Source organism: Rhizobium sp. 01T444, from assembly GCF_056398305.1.
Genome location: NZ_JBFTPD010000006.1, coordinates 143,464 through 164,403, shown reverse-complemented (window position 1 = coordinate 164,403; position 20,940 = coordinate 143,464). Strand labels below are relative to the sequence as shown.

The following is a 20,940-nucleotide window of genomic DNA, read 5'->3' as shown; positions in this document are numbered from 1 at the left end:
GAGCTCAATGCCGATAAACTACGGTTGGGAGTTCAGCGCGCTGTTGAGATCATTCAGCCCGACCATCAGCATCATGGGATCAGATGGCGAAGGCAGAAAGCCGACCGCCTCATAAAAGGTTCGCGCATCATCGGAAATCGCATGCACAAGCAGGCCGCGGATGCCGAGGATGTCAGCGGCATTGAGCAAGCGTAGGCCTGCGTCGCGCACCAATGCTCTGCCGATCCCGCGCCTTTGATAGGACTGATCAATGGCGAGACGACCAAGCACGGCAACCGGAATTGGATCGGGCATGTTGCGCCGAAAACGGCCTGGCGCTTCCGGCTGTTTCACTGCCCCGGAAGCGAGTGCGTAATAGGCGATGACGCGATTTTCTTCACACACGACAAAGGTGCGCGATGCGCCGCCTGCCTGATTGGCGCGGGCGCGGCGACGCAGCCAGTCGTCCAATTCGGGGACACGGGAATTGAATTCTGACAGCTCGTGATGATCGGCCAGTGGGATGGGTACACTGAGAGTCACGCCTCATCCCACGGCGCTTTGGTGGACATCGTGCGTTTCAGACGCTCATTGGGCTTTGCGGGTGCGTCCAGTCGGGCAAGGTATTCGGCATAAATTTCGGGGCTAACCGTGAATATGGTACGGTCGAGCAGCACCTCCTCGGCACGGCGCTCTGAAGCCTCCAGCATGAAATCCGTGCGCGTCTTGCCGAGCAATTCGGCCGCGCGGTCGATCAAGTTGCGGGTCGCAGGCTTGATACGCATATTCAACGGCACGCTGGCGTCCTGGCTTTTACTTGTACGCGAGGGGGTGGGCATAGAAATCTCCTGTCTCCACCAATCATATAGCGTAACGACATCATCTTCACAAGCGCCGTAAAGATGATGTCGTTACAAGTTCCGCCTTCGTGTTTCGGGGTCGAGGTCCAGCTCAGGTAAGGTGACGACATCGGTGTGCTGTACATCCCCGCCTGGATCGTTCTCGTCGTGCTCGTCCTCAGCACGGTCGCAGTCGCTGTCTTCCTCGCCATGCTTCCAGGCATGATCGCCACACTCGGAACCATCCATGGGCGCAGGCAGTGACCGTCGGAGGATGGGTCACGCTGTTCCTGGGCTGTGCGCTCTGGCCCCTGGTGCTCATCTGGGCCTATGTCGGATGGCTTGATGGCGATGTCGTGACCGCTCTCCGTAACTTGTCCGGCACATCCTAGCTGGGATCGACGGTATCCCTTTGCCACGGTCCTCGTCATCGAGGGATGTTCACTAAAGGATGGATTACCGCCAGACGGTCCGAGCTCTTGAGGAGAGGTGAACCGACGAGCGGCCAATATTGGCGGTGATCATTTCGTCATAACAAGGGTTTGTGGGGTCGAAGCAGACCGGTAAGACTTTCTTGATGTGAAAGTACCCCAGTCTTCCGCAGTATCAAGGATGCGGTATGCCCACTCCTCGAATTGTCGGTCACGGTTCTCCATCATCAGCGTTGCGGGCTTACCTTGCTTGGCTCACCACTAATGGGATGGTCCGCCTCGCCCCTGCCCTTCATTCCCTGGTCGTTTCAATAGGCCAGAGCTTACTTCAAAATACATTACTTCAACGGGGCAAGGTCATGCGCCAACCGTCACAAAATCGATTGGTCGATACCGCTTTACATATTGTCGATGATCGACGGCACACCTTCGAAGACCTCGGGAGGTCGTGCGGCATTTTGGATGGCCGGTATAATGTCCTCCACCCGATCGACAACGATTGGCTGGATCAGATGGCGGCTATGCAAAAATCCAACTTTTTCCATGTGTTCGATCATGGAGAGCATCGGATTCCAGAAGCCCAATATATTGGCGAAGACCATAGGCTTCCGATGCTGTCCTAGCTGCGCCCAGGTCATGATTTCAACGATCTCTTCGACAGTGCCTATCCCACCCGGCAACGCGACAAAAGCGTCGGAACGTTGGAACATGGCGTGTTTACGCTCATGCATCGTCTCGGTAATGGTCAAATCATCGAAAATCCTGAGCGCATCAGCGGTCGATTCGCGATTTGTCAGAAACTTGGGGATGATAGCGCCGACCTTGCCGCCGTTTTTCAGCGCTGAGAGGCCGACGGCGCCCATCACGCCGTTGGTGCCACCGCCGTAGATCAGTTCCAGCCCCGCCTTGGCGATGGCAGCACCTAATTTTTCACCGGCTTCAACGAACGCAGGATCGTTGCCCGGTGAAGAACCACAATATACGCAAATCGAATGAATGTTTGTCATTGCATCATAAACGGTAAGGCAGAAGCTCTAGTCAAGAGACGGGATGTTCCGCCGCGTTGCGTCCGCCCTCCCCTCGTCACTCGGCGAGCGCTGAGACCCTCGGAACACTAGAGCGAAGGGAGCGACGACGAGACCGTTCTTATGCAGCGTCCCGGGACCGACCGTCACAGCCAAAGCTCGCTATTCGGCCACTTGAGCCCCAACAACGCTGATCTATATGCATCTCACCGCTTATTCATGCTGCATAGGTAGGACATGTCTGAAACATCAGATGAAGTGGAGACGATCGACACGCCGCGCATTTCCACCGGGGTCGCGGGCCTTGATGTGATCCTTGAAGGTGGCTTGGACGAAAACCGGCTTTACCTCTACGAGGGCCGCCCCGGCACAGGCAAAACCACGATAGCCTTGCAATTTCTTCTCGAAGGCGCTCGGCAAGGGGAGCAGGTGCTGTATATAACGCTGTCGGAGACGGAACGCGAACTGCAGCTCGTCGCCAAACGCCACGGCTGGTCGCTCGACGGCGTCAGCCTCTTCGAACTTGTTCCCCCGGAAACGACGCTCGATCCGGATCGCGAGCTGACGGTGTTTCATCCGGCGGAGATGGAACTGAACGAGACGACGAAGCTCATCCTCGACCGGGTGTCCGAGCTCAACCCAAAGCGGGTCGTCATCGACAGCCTGTCCGAGTTGCGTCTGCTGGCCCATAGTCCTCTGCGTTACCGGCGGCAGGTGCTCGCGCTGAAGCACTATTTCACCAGCCGACAGTGTACGGTCATTCTTCTCGACGATTTATCGTCTCAGCAAAACGACCTTCAGCTCCATTCCATTGCGCATGGTGTCGTCTTGCTGGAGCAGACCGCGATCGACTATGGCGCGGAACGTCGCCGCCTTCGCGTCGTAAAGATGCGCGGGATCAAGTTTCGCGGGGGCTACCATGATTTTATCATCGAGAAGGGCGGGCTCCACGTCTTCCCCCGGCTGATCGCAGCAGATCACCATCTTGCGTTTGAGGAGGAGTTTACCTCGAGCGGCATCGCAGAACTCGATCAGATGCTGGGTGGCGGGCTCGAGCGCGGGACGAACGCCTTGTTCCTCGGCGCGGCCGGGGTGGGAAAATCGTCGCTCGCCCTGACCTATGCTCTGGCGGCCGCCGACCGCGGCGAGCATGCCGTCATCTACGCTTTCGACGAAGGGCGGGGAACCCTGCAGGCGCGAGCCAGGACTCTCGGCTTCGATTTGCAGAAACATTTGCAAAGCGGGATGATCCGCTTGCAGCAGATCGATCCGGCGGAAATGTCGCCGGGAGAGTTCACCGCCAACGTCCAGAGAAGCGTCGAGAACGACGGTGCCCGCGTCATCGTCATCGACAGCTTGAACGGCTACATGAATGCAATGCCGGACGAGCGTTTCCTGATCCTGCAGATGCACGAACTCCTGACCTACCTCGGCCAGCGCGGCGTGATAACAATTCTCGTTCTCGCTCAACACGGGCTCGTCGGTCCTCTCGAAGCGCCGCTTGACCTGAGCTACCTCAGCGATGCCGTTGTGATGTTGCGTTATTTCGAGGTGCACGGCACGGTTCGCCGCGCGATCTCGGTCGTCAAAAAGCGAAGCGGCCAGCACGAGCATAGCGTTCGCGAATTCAGCCTGTCGGATAAGGGCATTCGGCTTGGGCCACCGACGGCCGGCTTCATTGGCGTGCTGGCGGGATCGCCCTATTTTACCGCAGCTCCAGCAATAAATTCAGTTGACGGACGTGATGGCGTTAAGTGAATTCGAGCCCGAACCCGTTCTCGTCTTTGCTCCGGTGGGCAGGGATGCGGCCGCGTCGGTCGAGCTGCTCGTGCGCAACGGGATCGCTGCCAAAGCATGCCGTGATCTTTACGCGTTTGTGAGAGAACTTGAAACCGGCGCATCAGCAGCGTTTCTTGCCGAGGAAGCGCTGTTTGGAACAAATGCCAGCTCGTTATACAAATGGGTCGCCGACCAGCCACCGTGGTCGGACCTTCCCTTTATTTTGCTCACCAGCCGCCAGGAGCAGATGGGCATCGAAGGGTGGCGGCAGGACGTGATCGCCAAGCTGCGCAATGTCGCGCTTCTGGAGCGGCCGGTCCAGGCGCTCACGCTCGTCAGCAGCTTGCAATCAGCACTTCGTGCAAGGAAACGGCAGTTGCAGCTGCGCGCGCTGCTTGAGGAACGCGAGCAAGCCGCGCAGGAATTGGAACGTCAGGTGGTTGCTCGCACCAAGGAGCTGGAAGCGTCTAACACGGCTCTGCGGGACCAGATACGCGTCCGGGCGGAGGTCGAGGAGAAACTTCGTCAGGCTCAGAAGATCGAAGCGATCGGTCAGTTGACGGGTGGCGTCGCGCATGACTTCAACAACCTTCTCATGGTCATTTCCGGTGGTCTGGAAATGCTCGATCGGCAGGCGGACCCGGCGAGGCGCAAGCGGCTGATGGACGGCATGCGGCAAGCTGCTGAAAGAGGATCGGGCCTGACACGCCAGCTGCTGGCTTTCTCCCGGCGTCAGGAGCTCAAGCCGCAAACCATCAACCTGGCGCGCCAGATCGGCGGCATGCGCGAGTTGCTGGACCGTAGCTTGAGGGGCGACGTCCACGTCGTCATTGATCTCTCACCAAACTTGTGGCCGGTCGACGTCGATGCCAGCGAACTCGAACTCGTGGTTTTGAACCTCGCGGTCAACGCGCGCGACGCGATGCCGAAGGGGGGCACGATCAAGATTACCGGCGAGAATAAAGCGGCAGGGGCAGAAGCTGACGGTCACGGCGACTTTGTTCGCCTCGTCGTCGCTGACGATGGCTCCGGAATGACACCTGAGGTGCAGGCGAGAGTATTCGAGCCCTTCTTCACGACGAAAGATATCGGCAAGGGATCGGGTCTTGGTCTCGCGCAGGTTCACGGCTTTGCTGAGCAGTCCGGCGGAACGGTCGAGATAGAAAGTCAAGTTGGGAAAGGAACCACGATCTCGCTATTGCTACCGCGCTCCCCGAACCGTCCAGCGTTTGATCAGCACCACCTGGTCGATCTGCATGTCGCAAGGCGGCGAGCGGAAGCTGCCGGTAACGTCCTGCTGGTCGAAGACGACGACGAAGTCGCGGCGCTCGTTGCTGAGATGCTCGACGAGCTCGGATTTGAGGTGGTGCGGGCAGCATCGGCTGCAGCTGCACTTGGCGCCTTGGCCAACGGCCGCAGCGTCGACCTCGTGTTCTCGGACATCATGATGCCAGGCGGGATGAACGGTGTGGAGCTCGCGAAGGAGATCCGGCTCCGCCGGAGCGATTTGCCCGTCCTGCTCACTAGCGGTTATTCCGAGGCGGCAAAACAGGACGCTGAGGCACAGGGGATCAAGATCCTCCGAAAGCCCTATCAACTGGCGGAGCTCGAAGAGGCCCTTCGGCGAACCATGGCCGGGGGAGACGGAAATTGAGGGTGCAACAAACAACAGCAAGAGCGGCTCGACGGGTATCTGCTCATCCAAGAAGGACCGTGTGTCCTTTCGCCAGTCATGTGTGTGGGAGTGCGCAGATGGGGAGCACGCCGATCGCGCGCCGTCTTCCGTCGCTCGCCGATTGCTTAACTTCTGGCCATATCCCTCCAATGCAAATCCATCGCATTGCATCGCGCCGCGCCATTTGCACCTCAACGAGCAGGCCATAGAATGAACACTGCTTCCCATTTCCCCGCCGAACGCATCCAGCAGGTCCTCGACAGCGCAGTCGATACCGGGATCATCATGCTCGACGTCGATGGCATAATCACCGGCTGGAGCAAGGGCGCTGAAGCTCTCCTCGGCTGGTCGCAGGACGAAATGCTGGGCAAAACTCTGGTGGCGATCTTTCCGCCGGAAGGAGGAGCCGCCGCGCTGCTCGAGGCGGAACTGACCGACGCCAGGACCAGGGGAAAGGGAAGCGGCGAAGGATGGCGGCTGCAGAGGGGCGGTGGCCGCATCTGGGCCGTCGGTGAGACAACGCCGATAATGGATGATGAGAGAAAGCTTGTCGGTTTCGTGAAAGTGCTGCGTGATCGCACCGAGCAGCGCGAGACGGAGATCGCGCTGCGAGAGCGTACCCGCGCACTCGAGATCCTCAATCGAGCCGGAGCAGACCTCGCGCGCGAGAATGACCTGGAGAAGGTTGTCCAACTGGTAACGGATGCCGGTGTCGAGCTTAGCGGAGCGCAGTTCGGCGCATTCTTCCACAACGTCATCAATCCATCGGGCGAGAGCTACATGCTCTACACGCTATCCGGTGTACCTCGCGAGGCATTCTCGAAGTTTCCCATGCCACGCAATACGGCTGTCTTTGCACCGACCTTTCTCGGAGAGGGGATTGTGCGTTCCGCCGATATCACCCAGGACAGCCGGTACGGCAGGAATGAGCCGCGAAAAGGGATGCCGGAAGGTCATCTTCCCGTACGGAGCTATCTGGCCGTGCCAGTCATCTCGCGAATGGGCGAGGTAATTGGTGGACTGTTCTTCGGGCATGCTGACATCGGCGTGTTCGACGAGGCGTCAGAAAGCGGTCTCGCTGGCCTCGCCGGCGAAGCTGCGGTCGCCATCGACAACGCCCGGCTGTACGATGCCGCACAACGTGAGCTGCAGGAAAGACGCCGCGCTGAAGAAGCACTCAAGGAACTGAACGCCAATCTGGAGCATCTCGTCAAGCAGAAGACGGAGGAGCTGACCCAGAACGCAGAGGCGCTGCGGCAAGCGCAGAAAATGGAGGCGGTCGGGCAGTTGACGGGGGGAGTCGCCCACGATTTCAACAATCTACTGCAGATCATTGTCGGCAATCTCGACACGCTCACGCGGAACCTGCCGCCGGAAGCGGGGCGGTTGCGAAGGGCAGCCTCGCAGGCGATGAACGGCGCGAGGCGGGCAGCGGCCCTGACGCAACGGCTTCTCGCCTTTGCCCGGCGGCAGCCGCTCGACCCCAAGCCGATCGATGCCAACAGCCTGATCCGCGGCATGTCCGAGCTCCTGCACCGGACGCTCGGCGAGATCTACAACATTGAAGTTGTACTCGCCGCCGGCCTCTGGAAGGCGGAAGCCGATCCCAACGAACTGGAAAGCGCGCTTCTTAATCTCGCAATCAATGCGCGCGACGCGATGCCTGAAGGCGGTAAGCTGACCATCGAGACATTCAACGCTCATCTGGACGAAGCCTATGCTTCAGCGCACGCAGAAGTGATCCCCGGACAGTATAGTGCCATCAGTGTCTCCGACACTGGGTCGGGGATGGACGCCGATACGCTGTCGCACGTGTTCGAGCCATTCTTTACGACCAAGGACCAGGGCAAGGGCACCGGGCTTGGCCTCAGCCAGGTTTATGGGTTCGTCAAGCAATCGAAGGGCCATGTGAAGATCTACTCGGAAGTCGGAGAGGGAACGACGGTCAAGATCTACCTGCCGCGGCTCTTGTCGGACGGGGCCGATGAAGATGTGGTAGAGGCACCTGCTATCCCCGACGCTGCGCCCGGCGAGGTCATTCTTGTCGTCGAGGACGATCCGGACGTCCGTGCCTATTCGGTCGAATCGCTGCGCGAACTCGGCTACCATGTACTCGAAGCCAAGGACGGCCCAGCGGCTCTGCAGGCGCTGTCGACCCACGGTAAAGTCGATCTGATCTTTTCGGATGTGGTGTTGCCAGGCGGCATGAGCGGCGCAGACGTGGTAGCTAAAGCGCGTGAGACAGACCCGACGCTGAAGGCGTTGTTCACGACAGGCTATTCCCGCAACGCCATCGTTCATCATGGCCGGCTCGACAAGGGCGTGCATTTGCTGCCCAAGCCATTCTCCTTCGAGGATCTGGCCGTACGCGTCCGGGATGTCCTCGACCGTAACTGATGGCTCGATCTCACGACCGGGCCTTTCGGCCAAGTTTTCCAGTGATTGCCGGAGCTGCTGCCCACCGTGCGATGCGGGCAGCAGTTTACAAGGAACATGGAGCACCGAGCGAGGTGTTTGGCACGGTTGAAACCGACACCTGAACCGGGGCTCGGAGAGAGCGCTGCAGCCGCGCCATCAACCGTGCCCGCTCCGCCGCCGCCAAATTCCTGCAGGGCGCCATGGGCAAGACCACCGCCGGGCAGGACCGCGTCGATTTCCGGCACGCCAGAGGAAAGATAGCCAGCCTTTCGACACGCCCTCCAGCGAGGCGATGCGCTCGCGCAGGTCGGAAATAACCCGTTGCCGCCGTCGTTGCGGCTCGCAATTTAGACCGCAACTCTTGGCTGGAAGAAAGCGTTTGAAAGAGGTTTGACACGGAAGGTGCCGACGGGAAGTGGCCGCAGGATTTCATCTTCGGGTACAAGCCGGTCAAGCCAATCCATCCGTTGATCGCGCGTCAGGACCGCCATCTGCCGGTCATGATAGGGCGCGATGTCGGCATTCGCCTCGATCGTCAGGATGGCATAGGCCTCGGGCCAATCTGAAGAGCCCGGCCGCCAGATCCCTGCGAAATAGAACCAGTCGCCGTTGGCGAGCGAGAAAATGAAATTCTCGCCCCCACTGCGATGACGGAACTCGGATGCCGGCACCAGGCAGCGGTGGGTTGAAAACGTCTTTCCTTCAGAGCGGACGACATTGACCGCGCGCGACCCACCATCAAGCGGACGCAGCCCCCAGGGCAGCTCGACCATCTCCACATCGCCGTCCCGTCGTCTTATGATAACGCGACGCTCGTCGAGCGGGGCGTCGGACTGGAAAACCTTCGCGTTCATCATATGTAGAACATAGCAAGAACTCAGCTTCACAACAAGAACTGCGAGGAACACATGTGCAATGATTATCGGCTGATGGTGGACGTGGCTTCGATCGTCGAGGATTTCGCCCACCTGAAGATCAAGATCCGTTTTGGTGAAGGTGCACCGAACGTTGATGCACGCGAGGACATCAAGATCACCGACATGGCGCCGATCGTCCGCACGATCGAGGGCGAGCGGGGTGAAGGCGATCTAGTGCAGCGGCGCTGGAGCTGGCCGGGGCAGAACAAGCGGCCGGTGTATAACTTTCGATCGGACGGACGCGAGTTCAACTCCAATCGCTGCCTGATCATCGCAGACGGCTTCTACGAGTTCACCGATCCAGGGGAAAAGGGCAAAAAGCGCAAGGACAAGTGGCTGTTCACCAAGAAGGACGAACCGATCTTCTGCGTCGCCGGCATCTGGCGCGACACGGATGACGTCGGGCAAGCCTTCACCATGCTGACGACGGAGCCTGGCCCGGATATCGCACCTTACCATGACCGGCAGATCGCCATCCTTGAGCGGAACGCCTGGGCAGACTGGCTCGATCCATCTGTCTCGGCGAAATCTCTGATTAGGCCGCTTCCCGCCGGCACCCTCAATGTCGAACAGGTCGGCTGACGCGTTTTCTGTTTCCATTACCGCATCTCGACAGGCCGAATTGGAACAAAATGCGGGCTGGAGGCTTCTCAGTTGCGAGGTCGCGTGCCGTGCAAACCGGACGTGACAGGGATGATGAACGCGCTCCTTGCGGCCAACGAAACGGCAGCCGAGCGTCCCACCTGTCCGGCCTGCGCCTCAGCTCCGTCGTCATTCGACGCGGATGGAGGAAGTGTACCGGGGATCGCGATGGCCAGCGACAAGCTCTCAACCTACAAGCAGAAGCGCGACTTTCAGAAAACGCAGGAGCCGAGCGGCCAGGCGAAGTTGAAGGCGTCGAACCGTCGCCGCTTCGTCATCCAGAAACATGACGCGACCCGATTGCATTACGATCTCCGGCTTGAGCTCGATGGTGTGTTCAAGTCCTGGGCGGTGACCAAAGGCCCGTCTCTCGATCCACACGACAAACGTCTTGCCGTCGAGGTCGAGGATCATCCGCTCGACTACGGCGACTTTGAAGGCACGATTCCGAAAGGCCAATATGGCGGCGGCACGGTGATGCTCTGGGATCGCGGCTATTGGGAGCCGGAAGGCAGCAAGAGCCCCGAGCAGGCTCTGGCCAAGGGCGACTTCAAATTCACCCTCGAAGGCGAGCGACTGCATGGCAGCTTCGTCCTCGTGCGGATGCGTAATGACCGTGACGGCGGCAAACGCACCAACTGGCTGCTGATCAAACACCACGATGATTTCTCCGTCGAGGAAAACGGCGCGGCAGTCCTGGAAGAGAACGCAACCTCTGTTGCCTCCGGCCGGACGATGGAAGCGATCGCTGCCGGCAAGGGCAAGAAGCCAAAACCGTTCATGATCGAAAGTGGCGACGTGCAGGCGGATGCCGTGTGGGACAGCAACCACGGCCTTGCAGCGGAAGAACGCAAAGCAGAAACCAAGCCCAAGAAGAAGCCGACGCCGACAAAGCTAACGAAATCCGCGATGGCGGAGTTTATCGCGCCGCAGCTCTGCGAAACGCGCGAACGTCCACCTACGGCGGATGGCTGGATCCACGAGATCAAGTTCGACGGTTACCGGATCCAGATGCGCATCGAGAACGGCGAGGTGACGCTCAAGACCCGCAAGGGCCTCGATTGGACAGGCAAATATTCGGCCATCGCGGCTTCGGCCGCAAACCTGCCCGACGCGATCATCGACGGGGAGATCTGCGCGCTCGATGAAAACGGGGCGCCGGACTTCGCCGCGCTGCAGGCGGCGCTATCGGAAGGCAGGACGGATGCGTTGGTATATTTCGCCTTCGACCTGATGTTTGAAGGCAATGAGGATCTTCGAGAGCTGCCGCTGACGGAGCGCAAGGATCGGCTGCAGACATTGCTGAGCGATGCAGGCGACGATCCACGCCTGCGTTTCGTCGAGCATTTCGAAACCGGCGGCGACGCCGTCTTGAAGTCTGCTTGCAAGCTCTCGCTCGAAGGGATCGTCTCAAAGCAGGCCGACGCTCCCTATCAATCGGGCCGCACCGACACCTGGATCAAATCGAAGTGCCGGGCAGGCCATGAGGTGGTGATCGGCGCATATGCCACGACCAACGGCAAGTTCCGGTCGCTGCTGGTTGGCGTCAACCGCGGCAGCCATTTCGTCTATGTCGGCCGTGTCGGCACGGGCTATGGCGCCGGCAAAGTCGATGTTCTGCTACCCAAGCTGCGCGCGCTGGAAACGGCCAAGTCACCGTTCACCGGTATCGGGTCGCCGAAGAAGGATGCCAACGTCGTGTGGGTGAAGCCGGACCTGGTGGCGGAGATCGAGTTCGCGGGCTGGACCGCCGATGGCCTTGTCCGCCAGGCGGCGTTTAAGGGCCTGCGGGAAGACAAACCAGCAGGGGAAGTCGTCGCCGAGAAGCCTGCCTCACCCGTAGAAGCCGATGTGCCTGATCCTGAGGCAGAGGCCGAAAAGCCAGCGCCGGCGAAATCCTTCCGGAAGGGCGGCAAAGCAAATGTGATGGGCGTGTTGATCTCCAATCCCGAGAAACCGCTGTGGCCCGACGCTGGCGACGACAGGCCGGTCACCAAGGTTGAGCTTGCGAACTACTACGAAGTCGTCGGACCTTGGCTCATCGACCACATCAAAGGCCGGCCGTGCTCGATCATCCGGACGCCCGATGGCATCGGCGGTGAGCAGTTCTTCCAGCGCCATGCCATGCCCGGAACGTCGAACCTCTTGGAACTGGTGACCGTCTTCGGCGATAAGAAGCCCTACCTGCAGATCGACCGCGTCGAGGGCTTGGCGGCCATCGCCCAGATCGGCGGCGTGGAACTGCACCCCTGGAATTGCGAACCGAAACAGCCTGAGGTCCCGGGTCGGCTCGTCTTCGACCTCGATCCCGGTCCGGACGTAGCCTTCTCCACCGTCGTCGAGGCAGCCCGAGAGTTGCGTGACCGGCTGGAGGAACTCGGCCTTGTCAGTTTCTGCAAGACCACGGGCGGCAAGGGGCTGCATGTCGTCACGCCGCTTGCGGTGGCGAAGGACAAGAAACTGGCATGGCCCGAGGCAAAAGGTTTTGCGCACGACGTCTGCCTGCAGATGGCGCGGGAGAACCCAGAACTTTATTTGATCAAGATGGCGAAGAACCAACGCAACGGCCGCATCTTCCTCGACTATCTGCGCAACGATCGTATGGCGACTGCCGTGGCGCCACTGTCGCCGCGCGCCCGGCCCAGCGCTCCGGTGTCGATGCCTCTCGCATGGAGCCAGGTGAAGACGGATCTCGATCCGAAGCGATTTACCATCCGCACGGTGCCGGCACTCCTGGCGAAGACGAGTGCCTGGCAGGACTACTGCGATGGGCAGCGGTCGCTCGAACAGGCGATCAAGCGCCTTGCCAAGTCGATGAAGCACGCCGCCTGAACGCGCGATCGGTCAGATGCCATAGCGCCGGTCGAGTTCTTTAAGGGCAGACTGCACTTCATCGATCGAGATTGGCTCTGGTGTTCCTGGCACCTTGCGGAGGGCTGGCTTTGAATCAACCGCATAAAAATCCGATGCCCAGGCCGCGAGGATTGCTCGCTTGTCATCGACGCAGAGAGACGGCGCTCTCACCACATCGATTGGCCTCCGAAGCTGCGCACCCTGAAGCAGGATCGCTGGCCCCAGGGCCATAGCGTTGCTGGCCGCCTGCTGCAACATATCGTGTATCATCGGACCACCTCACCGCACGTGCGGATCTTTGTCCCGCCGCAGGCGCGACGCGGGGATCACGTTATTTTCCGGTGCCAGCAGATCATGTTTCTCGGCAAAGGCGGCGAAGAGCCCACGCGCGGTCTCCGCTTCGATTTCACCGCGCAGCGCGGCACTGCATGCCCTGAGCGCCACCGAGTGCGCCGCGTCCCGCAGCGAGGCCGGCCATTCGGCGAGATGCCGGTAGGCGTCCATCACGCCACGAACCTCTGCCGGAAAGCCGAGGCCGACAAGAATGAAAACTGGCTGTCTGAACATATCGGGTTTCATCGCTCTCTCCTTCCCAACCCGGAATGTTGATGGATGGACGCCGTCGCGACGGCGCCCTGTCCTGCGGATAACGCAGTTTACGCGGCCTTTTGCGCTTCGATCTGCGCTGGAGCAACAGACGTCAGTGCGGGAGCGCTCTGGATGGAGATCTTGCGCGGCTTCAGTGCCTCGGGGATCTCGCGAACCAGATCGATCGACAAGAGACCATTGCTGAGGTCGGCCCCGTTCACCCTGACATGATCGGCAAGTTCGAACCGATGCTCGAACGGTCGGCCGGCGATGCCGCGATGCAGGTAGCCATCCGCAGTTGTCTCCTGCTTCTTGCCGGTCACGGTCAGAAGGTTTGACTGGAAGGTGATGTCGAGATCGTCCTGGACAAAACCTGCCACGGCGATCGAGATGCGGTAATTGTCGTCACCCGTCTTGACGATGTCATAGGGCGGCCAGTCGCTGATCGAGCGGGCACGCTGGGCGTTTTCAAGAAGATTGAAGACCCGGTCGAAGCCAACGCTCGAGCGGAAGAGCGGTGCATAGTCGTAAGATGTTGCCATAGCCATATCCTCCTTGAAGCAACATGGGTACGGGAGGGCCGAAAGACGACTCCTCCAGCAAAGCCAGCCCTGTCATCAGCGGCTGACGTAATCGATTTGGTTTTTGACATATTTTGATTCAAGAGTGCGGCCAGAAAAAATTCTGGCCTTTTTGCGTGCGCCGGCCCGCCACTCAATCTAGCGCGTAAACCGCCGCATTATCCTGAACTTCCCGAAGTCCCTTGTAGGACGCGTGCCGCAAATTGCCGTCGTCGGTCCAGCCCCGGAACTCGATCTCGGCAATCAGCGTTGGCTGGGCGAAGATATAGTTCTTGCCCTTCAGCGCAACGACAGGCGTCCTGGTCTTCAACATATCGAGCGTCTTCTTCAGGTATGTCGCGTCCTTTTCCTTGAAGCCCGTGCCGACGGCGTCGACGTAGACCCAGTCATGGCCGCGGCGAGCCGCAAGCAAAAGGCTGCCAATCCCGCCTCGCGCGGCGGCTGACTGCTCGTACCCAACGATCATGAAGCTTTCGCTGTGGACGCACTTGATTTTCAGCCAGTCTCCCGTCCGGCCGGAGCGGTACGGGCTGTCTCGGTGTTTGGCGATGATACCTTCCATCCCAAGCAAGCGGGCGTTTTCCAGAAGCTCGGCGCCGTCGCCTTGCAGCTCTTCGGAAAGCTGTATCGCACCAACCGCGCCATCGAGCAGATCTTCCAATAGATGCCGGCGGAGCGACAGCTCAGTCTTCGTCAGATCGTGCCCATCGAAATACAGGAGGTCGAAGGCGAATAGGATGGACTCTGTCGAGGCCCGTTTGCCGCCGCGTCCGCCTAGCGATCGCTGCAGCGCTCCGAAGTCGGAGCGGCCCTCACCGTTGAGGACGACAGCTTCCCCGTCGAGGATCGCTGTCTCGACCCCAAGCTCCTTAGCTGCAGCCGCAATTGTTGGGAACCGGTGTGTCCAGTCGTGACCGCCGCGGGTGATGATCCGAACACCGCCTGGCTCGATGTGAATTGCCAGGCGATAGCCATCCCATTTAATTTCGTAGGCCCAGTTGTTGCCTGCCGGTGGGACGGACTTTAACAGTGCGAGGCATGGCTCGACCCGATCGGGCATTAGATCGAAGGGAAGGTTCGGCTGCGCCGGATCGCGCTTACGGCGCGGCTGGGATTTCGCGGTGAAGCTGTCGTCGTGCAGCAACGGCTTGGCGCGTTTGCTCATTTGCCGTTCCGGGTTTCGGCCGCTACCGACTTTTTCAAGGCATCCATGATATTGATAACGTTACTCGCCGCGGGCGACGAGGCCAGCGTCTTGACCTTGGTCTTCGATGGCTTCTTCAGCGCCTTCTTCTTTTCGGCGATGATATCGAGTAGCCGGTCCTGCACCGGATCGATCACCATCTTCGGATTCCAGTGCTGCGTCTGCTTTTTGATCAATTGCTGCACCAAAGGAATCATGTCGGAATCCGCCGTCTCATCGCCGATGCCTGCAAAATAGGTATCCTCGTCACGGACTTCATCCCCATATCGCAATGTCCAAAGCACAATGCCCCTGCCGCGTGGTTCCAGCATGACGGCGCGTTCGCGGCGGGAGATGACCAGCCGGGAGATGCCGACCATGTCCTGGGCTTCCATCGCGTCACGGATGACCGAAAACGCTTCCTGCCCGACCGGGTCGTTGGGCGACAGATAGTAGGGGGTGTCGAGCCAAATCCATTCGACGCTGTCGCGCGGCGTAAACGTCGAGATGTCGATCGTCTTGGTGCTTTCGAGGGCGACGTTCTCCAACTCCTCGTCTTCCAGAATGACGTATTCGTTCTCACCGCGCTGGTAGCCCTTCACCTCGTCTTCGTCCTTCACCTCTTTACCGGTGACGGAGTCGACGTAATGGCTGACCACGCGGTTCTGGGTCTCGCGGTTCAGGGTATGGAAGCGCACCTTCTCGTTCTCGGAGATCGCCGGCATCATGTGCACGGGACAGGTTACGAGGGAGAGCTTCAGATAGCCTTTCCAGTACGGGCGGACAGCCATTTCCTCCTCCGATCAGCTCGCGCGTCGCGTCGGCGCAGCAGCCGACTTGGATTTCGCAGCCACAATAGGCTTGGTGGCCTTCTGCCGCCCAGCGCCCTTATTGGCATTGGCGGCGGTGCGTTTCGGCTCCGCTTTCTTCGCGCCCAGACCGGCGCTCTCGCGCAAGGCCTGGAGAAGATCGCTCTGCTTCGATATTGCGGGCGCTTTCTTTTTCGGCAGCGAACGACCTTCGATCTTGGCCTTCACCAGCTCGGCAACGGCTGTTTCGTAGCGATCTTCAAATGTACGGGCGTCGAAGCTTCCCTTCTTGGTGCCAATGATGTGCTCGGCAAGCTCCAGCATCTCGCCTTCGATCTTGAGGTCTGGGAGTTCCTGGAAGGCTTCCGCCGATGAGCGGACTTCGTAGTCGAAGTTCAGCGTGGTGGCGATCAGGCCCTTGCCATGCGGCAAGATCAGTACCGTGCGCATACGGCGGAAGAGCACCGTGCGCGCGATCGCCGCGACTTTTGCTTTCTTCATGCCATCGCGCAGCAGCACAAAGGCATCGGTCCCCATCTTGTCGGGTGCAAGGTAATAGGGCTTGTCGAAATAGACGTCGTCGATTTCGTTGCACGGAATGAACGCGTCGATCTTCAGGGTCTTGTCGCTCTCGGGTACGGCGGCGGCGACCTCATCCGGCTCGAGAATAATGTACTGGCCGTTTTCGATCTCGTAGCCTTTGACCTGATCGTCCCGCTCGACCGGATCACCCGTTTCGCTGTCGACGAACTCGCGCCTCACACGATTGCCGGTCTTGCGGTTCAGCGTGTTGAAGGCAATGCGGCCCGACGATGATGCGGCGGTGTAGAGAGCCACGGGACAGGCAACCTCTCCGAACTTGATGAAACCTTTCCAATTCGCTCGCGGGGCACCCATGATGCAGTCTCCTTACACAACCTAGGCGATTCAAGCGAATCGGCATGGAATTGTTCCGAGTCGAAACGAATCATTTTTCAATGACTTAGCGCGATTAGGCCCGCCCGTTTTGCGAGTCCTGCGTAGAGTCCTGATTCGCATGCATCTTTTGGACGCCATGCGCGTTTTAGTGTGCAGCAACCACGAAGGAGTCCTGCCATGAGCAAACGCGAACTGATCGACACCAGTACCGACAAACGCTATGTCCGTCGTGACAAGGAAGGCAAGTTCAAGGAAAGCGTCGACGTCTCGAGGTCACTGTCAGCCGATGCGCGCCACGATGCCAAACACGACGCGAAGCCGGGCCAGGGCGACAAGGGCGATCGCAAGCACTGACGGATGAAGCTCGCCACGTACAACGTCAACGGCATCAACGGACGGCTCGACGTGCTGCTTCGCTGGCTGGACGAGGCGAAGCCCGACGTCGTCTGCCTGCAGGAACTGAACGCGCCGGACGAGAAATTTCCCCGCCGGGAGATCGAGCGTGCCGGGTACGGTGCTATCTGGCACGGCCAGAAATCCTGGAATGGCGTTGCGGTCCAGGCGACCCCTCGGTAGCGACAGCGGTTATCGAAGCGGCGATCGACGAGTGGCCCTGGACTGGTCAGACGCGATGCGATGCGAGGTGAACCGGTGCTGCAATTGACGATCGTCGGCCAGGCGGTCAAGGCTCGCGTGCTTCATTGGCCAATCAGTCCGATCACGGCCTACGAAGGCCCCATTCCTCCTCGAATTCTGCCTCGAAATTTGGACTTGATTTGCCCGCCGCAGGATCCCGCCGAAGCGCTTTTGGCAACCTGCCCTCCACCCTCCCTGAGCTCAAACGGCAGCGAGACTTCTCGGTCGGCACGCTCGGCCTGTGGAGTGCCGATCATTTCGTAATCTACTATCGCAGCGGTCGCTTTCCCTCCCCGGCATCGTCTCCTTGGAGCAGGTCACGGGCGATGTCTCCATCTTCGACCGCCCAGGATCTGTCACCGTAACGCTCGAAGCGACTAACTGAATAAGACAAGCAACCCCGGCAGCTCCCGCTCCTCGCGTTTGTCGTTGAGAACGTGAGCGAGGAGCATTGGCAAAGAAACTGAACACGAAGCCGTATCGCTTCGGCGTTCCTAACGTCCCCAGTAACCCGACCACTTTTGGCGCAATGTGGGGTGGAAGCGGACGGAAGCAGGGAATGCTGAAGTGCCGGCGGGTTTGGCCACATGGCTGGGACGCTTGCGCAGCGCCATGACGAAGCTGATATCCCTAGAGCTTATCGCGGACGGGGCTGGATAAGGATGGGTGGACCGCACATCCGACTTTAGTGGGGTCAAGGCTTCAATCCCCCGGCTGCACGGTCCGCGCATGCAACTCGCGACGAAGAGTTAAGTTCCCCAAATCATCCCGAGCCTGCGCCCTGCGACTGTTGACTCTCGAAACAATGAGAACATAATAAGAACATCTTGCAAGGTAAGTGGGCCGCGCGGTGACCTCCTTGTTTCGATACCAAGCAGCATTGCGCGGCCCTCAACCTTGATCACAACGTCATCCCAAGAAACACATGAAACGTTTTGACGAGATCGGCCTGCCAAACAAGCACCTCGTACGGTGGTGTTTTATCGATCGAGGAAACCACTGGGAGATTGCAAGCCATGGGGTGCCGCGCGATCCACCACCCGGCATCATCACGGCTGTGGGTGTCATGCCGTTGTCACGGGACGTGTTGAGTTATGCACGCCCCGTTTCCCGGAACAATCGAGATATTTTCACGTCTACATAGCGGGATCGCGGAAGGGGTTTAGGCCCTCTTAGACCCGGGCCCCTACGGGCCAGCGCGCGGCCCCACCAGAGATAAAATATAGCTGCTCAGTTAATCTTCAGCTTGGCGACCTCTTTTCGTCCCTTTGATCTCAAGCTGCTCGGGGTTCATGGGGCCATGACCAGGAAAAGCATGCATCCAATCCGAATTCGTTGGCCATTTGGGAAACCCACCCTCATGAACATCCCTATCGAGGGCTACCTGGACATTCATTGGGCCTGCTATGTATCCGCTAATTTGGGGTGGCTGGTGCCTTTGGGATAGCTTCTGATGCTGAACGTTCGGAAGGGTCTGCCGGGCGACCGTAGACGGTATAGATCGCGCCAACGACTAAACCGAGTGCAATGAGTGCGGCCAGATAGATGAGCATCCCTCGTATCGCTGGCTTGGGTGTGTGGGCCATTTACTTCCGCTCGCGTTGTTTGCTACGAAAACGCATATTTGGGCGGCAGCGTTCCTTTGTACCGTAACCGTTTCCTAGAGGCGTGGTTAGACCTGTTGCCAAGGCTGTGCTGTTCTCCTGGCCAACAGGAGGCAGGTCCAAGATATCCCAGTACAGCTCGACAGCACGCATTGGCCTGTCATTTTCATCCACTGGAACGGCATCGTTCCAACTGTGATGGACCGTAACGATTTCATTGATCCTGGATCAGGCCAAGAGCGCGACGCTGTGACCGCCGGCACATGTCACGCGGTATTCACGCGACAGTCTGCATCCTCACGTTTAGCTTTTCGCGCGAAACGGGTTAGCCAGGCGTTTTGTGGAGTTACTGCGTTATGAAAATCGACATGTCGACCGAATTTGATCAAGTCATCCTCATCTTCGAGGATCCAGGCCGCCGGCTGATAGTTCGAACCGCTCTTGAGGCTGCCAACGCTTTGATCACGGAGTGGCCATCAGATGATGGCGAGGAATTTCTAACCGCGGTGAAAGCGTGTCTCGACGTTATGATCGGGAAAGCCAGCAGCGACGAGCTGAGAAGTGCGATCCTTCGAGCAGCTAGTGAAGCCGGTGTCGGCGCGGTCGCAGTCATCCATTGAAATCTGCAACCGCATTGAGGCGCTGGCCGAGCCGGACCCGACTGGCGGGCCCAAGTTGAAAACACCGATCGGCCACTGTCACGAGTTGTCGAATATCGCTGAGCCCGCTCGCCTCTTATGTCTTAGACGTGCTCTCGGACTGCCGCGGAAGGACCCCATGGCAAGAACCGACTACGTGGAAGACTCGGTCTACACCGAAATCCTGGGTGCTCCGCAGACCGCCAATCTGCTGCGCGCCATCTTCAATGTGCCCCTTGGGCCGAAGCCTTTGTCAGACTAGGCATCGTACAGATGACGCGCTCGGCGCTTCCCCGAGTCGATTGCGAGCTGATCTTCATCCGCATGGCCCTCATGCACCGCGCCGGCTATATTCTGCACAACCACCACGATGGCGCAGAAAAATTCGGGCTGACAAGCGAGCAAATGCAGGCATTACAAACCGGGCCATGCCCCCGCACATTTTTCGCCGCGCCAGCTCAGCATTCTGGCCCTCGTCGATGCCGCTGGACTGCCGGCAGTGGCCGATGGTGCGTTGGTGCGGGAGGCGAAATCCCATCTGAGCGACGAGGAAATCATCGAGGTGCCCGGCGTGATCGGCCTTGCCTTCACCGTCTCCTGCATCACCGTTCCGGTGGATATCGCACCAGACGACGAGCCCTTCAATCCTATGGATGCTCTCAAGTCCGCACTCAGTCCGTGAAGCGCGTCTTCGCCGTAGAGGCCATGATCATCCCACGCTGGACTTGTTGGCAATCTATCACGACAAAAGCCCATCAGACGATGATGGTGCGGTGGCGGGATAGCCTCTGGTTGTCATTTCATTGACATCCACCGCTTATATGTCCGGCCTCGCTGATGCTGCACCATCAGCCGGAGAAGGTTCCCTTCGTCCTAACTCAGGGTCCTTCTCCACCCATCTCAATTTTTGATAGGTTGGGCCGACGCTCTGACGCGGGCAGTTAGTTGAGAGCTGCGATGGACTAAGCAAATTTGCCGCCGCGCCCTTGGGGATCAATCGTGCTCAATGGCGCCTTTGCCTGCAATAGCCTGCTCTAACAGCGTGGCAACCTTATCGGCGACAGGCCCATCGCCAGGGACGGGATAGGTAAACCTGAGGTCGCGAAGTTGATCTATCAGTTCCCTGAGATCCACGGTAATGCGCCAACGGTCTTCGCGCTTGTTCCCAATCCGGCAATGATGGATGAACCAGGCGATTGACACAAAAATTAGCTCCATCATCGGAACTTTGCAGGTCGCCCAAAGCTGAGTGCAAGGATCGCGCGGCCAGATCGCCAGTCAACCTGCCCATCAGGCGTCCGATCCCTGTTTACCGCCCCAAAAACTCGGCCGTTTCGGCGGGCTCTTTTTTCGATCGCAGCGACCTCTTTATTTTTTGGGAACTTTTCCTTGAACTTTGCGTTCACGAAGACGTGGGGAGGTACG

20 protein-coding genes and 3 pseudogenes are annotated in these 20,940 nt (G+C 59.3%); 11 read left to right on the top strand and 12 right to left on the bottom strand.

Annotated elements, in window-relative coordinates; genetic code table 11:
* Nucleotides 1-18 precede the first annotated feature (18 nt).
* Together AC1DTN_RS12465 and AC1DTN_RS12460 are read right to left on the bottom strand one after the other, a co-directional pair.
* Nucleotides 19-522 carry a GNAT family N-acetyltransferase gene (locus tag AC1DTN_RS12465; RefSeq protein ID WP_477921134.1) on the bottom strand — a complete coding sequence of 168 codons (504 nt, stop codon included), beginning with the start codon at nucleotides 520-522 and terminating at the stop codon, nucleotides 19-21.
* Nucleotides 519-818, bottom strand: coding sequence for a type II toxin-antitoxin system TacA family antitoxin (locus AC1DTN_RS12460; RefSeq protein WP_113321169.1), 300 nt, complete (start codon nucleotides 816-818; stop codon nucleotides 519-521). Before AC1DTN_RS12460 ends, AC1DTN_RS12465 begins: the two co-directional genes overlap by 4 nt.
* 129 nt (nucleotides 819-947) lie before the next feature.
* Here AC1DTN_RS12460 and AC1DTN_RS12455 point away from each other — a divergent pair.
* A pseudogene (locus tag AC1DTN_RS12455) lies at nucleotides 948-1,210 on the top strand (DUF3302 domain-containing protein).
* Nucleotides 1,211-1,647: 437 nt separating this feature from the next.
* Here AC1DTN_RS12455 and AC1DTN_RS12450 read toward each other — a convergent pair.
* On the bottom strand, nucleotides 1,648-2,256 hold the full coding sequence (locus AC1DTN_RS12450; protein ID WP_113321168.1) for a TIGR00730 family Rossman fold protein: 609 nt from the start codon (nucleotides 2,254-2,256) through the stop codon (nucleotides 1,648-1,650).
* A 255-nt stretch (nucleotides 2,257-2,511) separates the two neighbouring features.
* Here AC1DTN_RS12450 and AC1DTN_RS12445 point away from each other — a divergent pair, with 255 nt between their 5' ends.
* From AC1DTN_RS12445 to AC1DTN_RS12435, 3 genes are all read left to right on the top strand, one after another.
* On the top strand, nucleotides 2,512-4,032 hold the full coding sequence (locus tag AC1DTN_RS12445) for an ATPase domain-containing protein (protein ID WP_477921129.1): 1,521 nt from the start codon (nucleotides 2,512-2,514) through the stop codon (nucleotides 4,030-4,032).
* Nucleotides 4,019-5,707, top strand: a complete 1,689-nt coding sequence (locus tag AC1DTN_RS12440; protein WP_477921213.1) for an ATP-binding protein — start codon at nucleotides 4,019-4,021, stop codon at nucleotides 5,705-5,707. Before AC1DTN_RS12445 ends, AC1DTN_RS12440 begins: the two co-directional genes overlap by 14 nt.
* A 231-nt stretch (nucleotides 5,708-5,938) precedes the next feature.
* Complete coding sequence (locus tag AC1DTN_RS12435; RefSeq protein WP_477921127.1) at nucleotides 5,939-8,125, top strand: ATP-binding protein; 2,187 nt, start codon at nucleotides 5,939-5,941, stop codon at nucleotides 8,123-8,125.
* Nucleotides 8,126-8,283: 158 nt separating this feature from the next.
* Here the strand turns inward: AC1DTN_RS12435 and AC1DTN_RS12430 are convergent.
* Together AC1DTN_RS12430 and AC1DTN_RS12425 are read right to left on the bottom strand one after the other, a co-directional pair.
* A pseudogene (locus AC1DTN_RS12430) lies at nucleotides 8,284-8,461 on the bottom strand (damage-inducible mutagenesis protein); the annotation flags it as partial.
* 32 nt (nucleotides 8,462-8,493) lie between these two features.
* The gene (locus AC1DTN_RS12425) at nucleotides 8,494-9,003 is read right to left on the bottom strand and encodes an SOS response-associated peptidase family protein (RefSeq protein ID WP_477921125.1); all 510 of its coding nucleotides are present in this window, start codon (nucleotides 9,001-9,003) and stop codon (nucleotides 8,494-8,496) included.
* A gap of 51 nt (nucleotides 9,004-9,054) precedes the next feature.
* Here AC1DTN_RS12425 and AC1DTN_RS12420 point away from each other — a divergent pair, with 51 nt between their 5' ends.
* Together AC1DTN_RS12420 and ligD (AC1DTN_RS12415) are read left to right on the top strand one after the other, a co-directional pair.
* Complete coding sequence (locus AC1DTN_RS12420) at nucleotides 9,055-9,645, top strand: SOS response-associated peptidase (protein WP_113184124.1); 591 nt, start codon at nucleotides 9,055-9,057, stop codon at nucleotides 9,643-9,645.
* Nucleotides 9,646-9,873: 228 nt separating this feature from the next.
* The gene (gene ligD, locus AC1DTN_RS12415) at nucleotides 9,874-12,537 is read left to right on the top strand and encodes a DNA ligase D (RefSeq protein ID WP_477921122.1); all 2,664 of its coding nucleotides are present in this window, start codon (nucleotides 9,874-9,876) and stop codon (nucleotides 12,535-12,537) included.
* Between the two features lie 12 nt (nucleotides 12,538-12,549).
* Here ligD (AC1DTN_RS12415) and AC1DTN_RS12410 read toward each other — a convergent pair whose 3' ends face one another.
* The 6 genes from AC1DTN_RS12410 to ku (AC1DTN_RS12385) all read right to left on the bottom strand — a co-directional run bounded on the left by AC1DTN_RS12410 (nucleotide 12,550) and on the right by ku (AC1DTN_RS12385) (nucleotide 16,616).
* Entirely contained in the window at nucleotides 12,550-12,828 is a 279-nt protein-coding gene (locus tag AC1DTN_RS12410; RefSeq protein WP_113321161.1) for a hypothetical protein, read from the bottom strand.
* A 9-nt stretch (nucleotides 12,829-12,837) separates the two neighbouring features.
* On the bottom strand, nucleotides 12,838-13,137 hold the full coding sequence (locus AC1DTN_RS12405; protein ID WP_113321160.1) for a DUF982 domain-containing protein: 300 nt from the start codon (nucleotides 13,135-13,137) through the stop codon (nucleotides 12,838-12,840).
* Nucleotides 13,138-13,214: 77 nt separating this feature from the next.
* The gene (locus AC1DTN_RS12400) at nucleotides 13,215-13,688 is read right to left on the bottom strand and encodes an Hsp20 family protein (protein WP_477921121.1); all 474 of its coding nucleotides are present in this window, start codon (nucleotides 13,686-13,688) and stop codon (nucleotides 13,215-13,217) included.
* A 172-nt stretch (nucleotides 13,689-13,860) separates the two neighbouring features.
* Nucleotides 13,861-14,892: a non-homologous end-joining DNA ligase gene (gene ligD / locus AC1DTN_RS12395; RefSeq protein WP_477921119.1), complete on the bottom strand. Its 1,032-nt coding sequence runs from the start codon at nucleotides 14,890-14,892 to the stop codon at nucleotides 13,861-13,863.
* The gene (ku, locus tag AC1DTN_RS12390) at nucleotides 14,889-15,701 is read right to left on the bottom strand and encodes a non-homologous end joining protein Ku (protein WP_477921118.1); all 813 of its coding nucleotides are present in this window, start codon (nucleotides 15,699-15,701) and stop codon (nucleotides 14,889-14,891) included. Before ku (AC1DTN_RS12390) ends, ligD (AC1DTN_RS12395) begins: the two co-directional genes overlap by 4 nt.
* Before the next feature lie 12 nt (nucleotides 15,702-15,713).
* Nucleotides 15,714-16,616: a non-homologous end joining protein Ku gene (ku, locus tag AC1DTN_RS12385; RefSeq protein WP_477921117.1), complete on the bottom strand. Its 903-nt coding sequence runs from the start codon at nucleotides 16,614-16,616 to the stop codon at nucleotides 15,714-15,716.
* 198 nt (nucleotides 16,617-16,814) lie between these two features.
* Between ku (AC1DTN_RS12385) and AC1DTN_RS12380 the strand changes: the two genes are divergently transcribed.
* The 5 genes and pseudogenes from AC1DTN_RS12380 to AC1DTN_RS12360 all read left to right on the top strand — a co-directional run bounded on the left by AC1DTN_RS12380 (nucleotide 16,815) and on the right by AC1DTN_RS12360 (nucleotide 20,197).
* On the top strand, nucleotides 16,815-16,991 hold the full coding sequence (locus AC1DTN_RS12380; protein ID WP_477921116.1) for a hypothetical protein: 177 nt from the start codon (nucleotides 16,815-16,817) through the stop codon (nucleotides 16,989-16,991).
* 3 nt (nucleotides 16,992-16,994) lie between these two features.
* A pseudogene (locus AC1DTN_RS12375) lies at nucleotides 16,995-17,210 on the top strand (endonuclease/exonuclease/phosphatase family protein); the annotation flags it as partial.
* 2,023 nt (nucleotides 17,211-19,233) lie between these two features.
* The gene (locus tag AC1DTN_RS12370) at nucleotides 19,234-19,497 is read left to right on the top strand and encodes a DUF982 domain-containing protein (protein ID WP_477921115.1); all 264 of its coding nucleotides are present in this window, start codon (nucleotides 19,234-19,236) and stop codon (nucleotides 19,495-19,497) included.
* Nucleotides 19,498-19,654: 157 nt separating this feature from the next.
* The gene (locus AC1DTN_RS12365) at nucleotides 19,655-19,777 is read left to right on the top strand and encodes a hypothetical protein (RefSeq protein WP_477921114.1); all 123 of its coding nucleotides are present in this window, start codon (nucleotides 19,655-19,657) and stop codon (nucleotides 19,775-19,777) included.
* Between the two features lie 237 nt (nucleotides 19,778-20,014).
* On the top strand, nucleotides 20,015-20,197 hold the full coding sequence (locus tag AC1DTN_RS12360; RefSeq protein WP_477921113.1) for a hypothetical protein: 183 nt from the start codon (nucleotides 20,015-20,017) through the stop codon (nucleotides 20,195-20,197).
* Nucleotides 20,198-20,508: 311 nt separating this feature from the next.
* Here AC1DTN_RS12360 and AC1DTN_RS12355 read toward each other — a convergent pair whose 3' ends face one another.
* Nucleotides 20,509-20,736, bottom strand: a complete 228-nt coding sequence (locus AC1DTN_RS12355) for a hypothetical protein (protein WP_477921111.1) — start codon at nucleotides 20,734-20,736, stop codon at nucleotides 20,509-20,511.
* Nucleotides 20,737-20,940 lie beyond the last annotated feature (204 nt).

Coding starts and splice junctions, on each gene's coding strand:
- AC1DTN_RS12460 (WP_113321169.1), bottom strand. CDS start 818: ATGCCCACCCCCTCGCGTACAAGTAAAAGCCAGGACGCCAGCGTGCCG.
- AC1DTN_RS12450 (WP_113321168.1), bottom strand. CDS start 2,256: ATGACAAACATTCATTCGATTTGCGTATATTGTGGTTCTTCACCGGGC.
- AC1DTN_RS12445 (WP_477921129.1), top strand. CDS start 2,512: ATGTCTGAAACATCAGATGAAGTGGAGACGATCGACACGCCGCGCATT.
- AC1DTN_RS12440 (WP_477921213.1), top strand. CDS start 4,019: ATGGCGTTAAGTGAATTCGAGCCCGAACCCGTTCTCGTCTTTGCTCCG.
- AC1DTN_RS12435 (WP_477921127.1), top strand. CDS start 5,939: ATGAACACTGCTTCCCATTTCCCCGCCGAACGCATCCAGCAGGTCCTC.
- AC1DTN_RS12425 (WP_477921125.1), bottom strand. CDS start 9,003: ATGATGAACGCGAAGGTTTTCCAGTCCGACGCCCCGCTCGACGAGCGT.
- AC1DTN_RS12420 (WP_113184124.1), top strand. CDS start 9,055: ATGTGCAATGATTATCGGCTGATGGTGGACGTGGCTTCGATCGTCGAG.
- ligD (WP_477921122.1), top strand. CDS start 9,874: ATGGCCAGCGACAAGCTCTCAACCTACAAGCAGAAGCGCGACTTTCAG.
- AC1DTN_RS12410 (WP_113321161.1), bottom strand. CDS start 12,828: ATGATACACGATATGTTGCAGCAGGCGGCCAGCAACGCTATGGCCCTG.
- AC1DTN_RS12405 (WP_113321160.1), bottom strand. CDS start 13,137: ATGAAACCCGATATGTTCAGACAGCCAGTTTTCATTCTTGTCGGCCTC.
- AC1DTN_RS12400 (WP_477921121.1), bottom strand. CDS start 13,688: ATGGCAACATCTTACGACTATGCACCGCTCTTCCGCTCGAGCGTTGGC.
- ligD (WP_477921119.1), bottom strand. CDS start 14,892: ATGAGCAAACGCGCCAAGCCGTTGCTGCACGACGACAGCTTCACCGCG.
- ku (WP_477921118.1), bottom strand. CDS start 15,701: ATGGCTGTCCGCCCGTACTGGAAAGGCTATCTGAAGCTCTCCCTCGTA.
- ku (WP_477921117.1), bottom strand. CDS start 16,616: ATGGGTGCCCCGCGAGCGAATTGGAAAGGTTTCATCAAGTTCGGAGAG.
- AC1DTN_RS12380 (WP_477921116.1), top strand. CDS start 16,815: ATGAGCAAACGCGAACTGATCGACACCAGTACCGACAAACGCTATGTC.
- AC1DTN_RS12370 (WP_477921115.1), top strand. CDS start 19,234: ATGAAAATCGACATGTCGACCGAATTTGATCAAGTCATCCTCATCTTC.
- AC1DTN_RS12365 (WP_477921114.1), top strand. CDS start 19,655: ATGGCAAGAACCGACTACGTGGAAGACTCGGTCTACACCGAAATCCTG.
- AC1DTN_RS12355 (WP_477921111.1), bottom strand. CDS start 20,736: ATGATGGAGCTAATTTTTGTGTCAATCGCCTGGTTCATCCATCATTGC.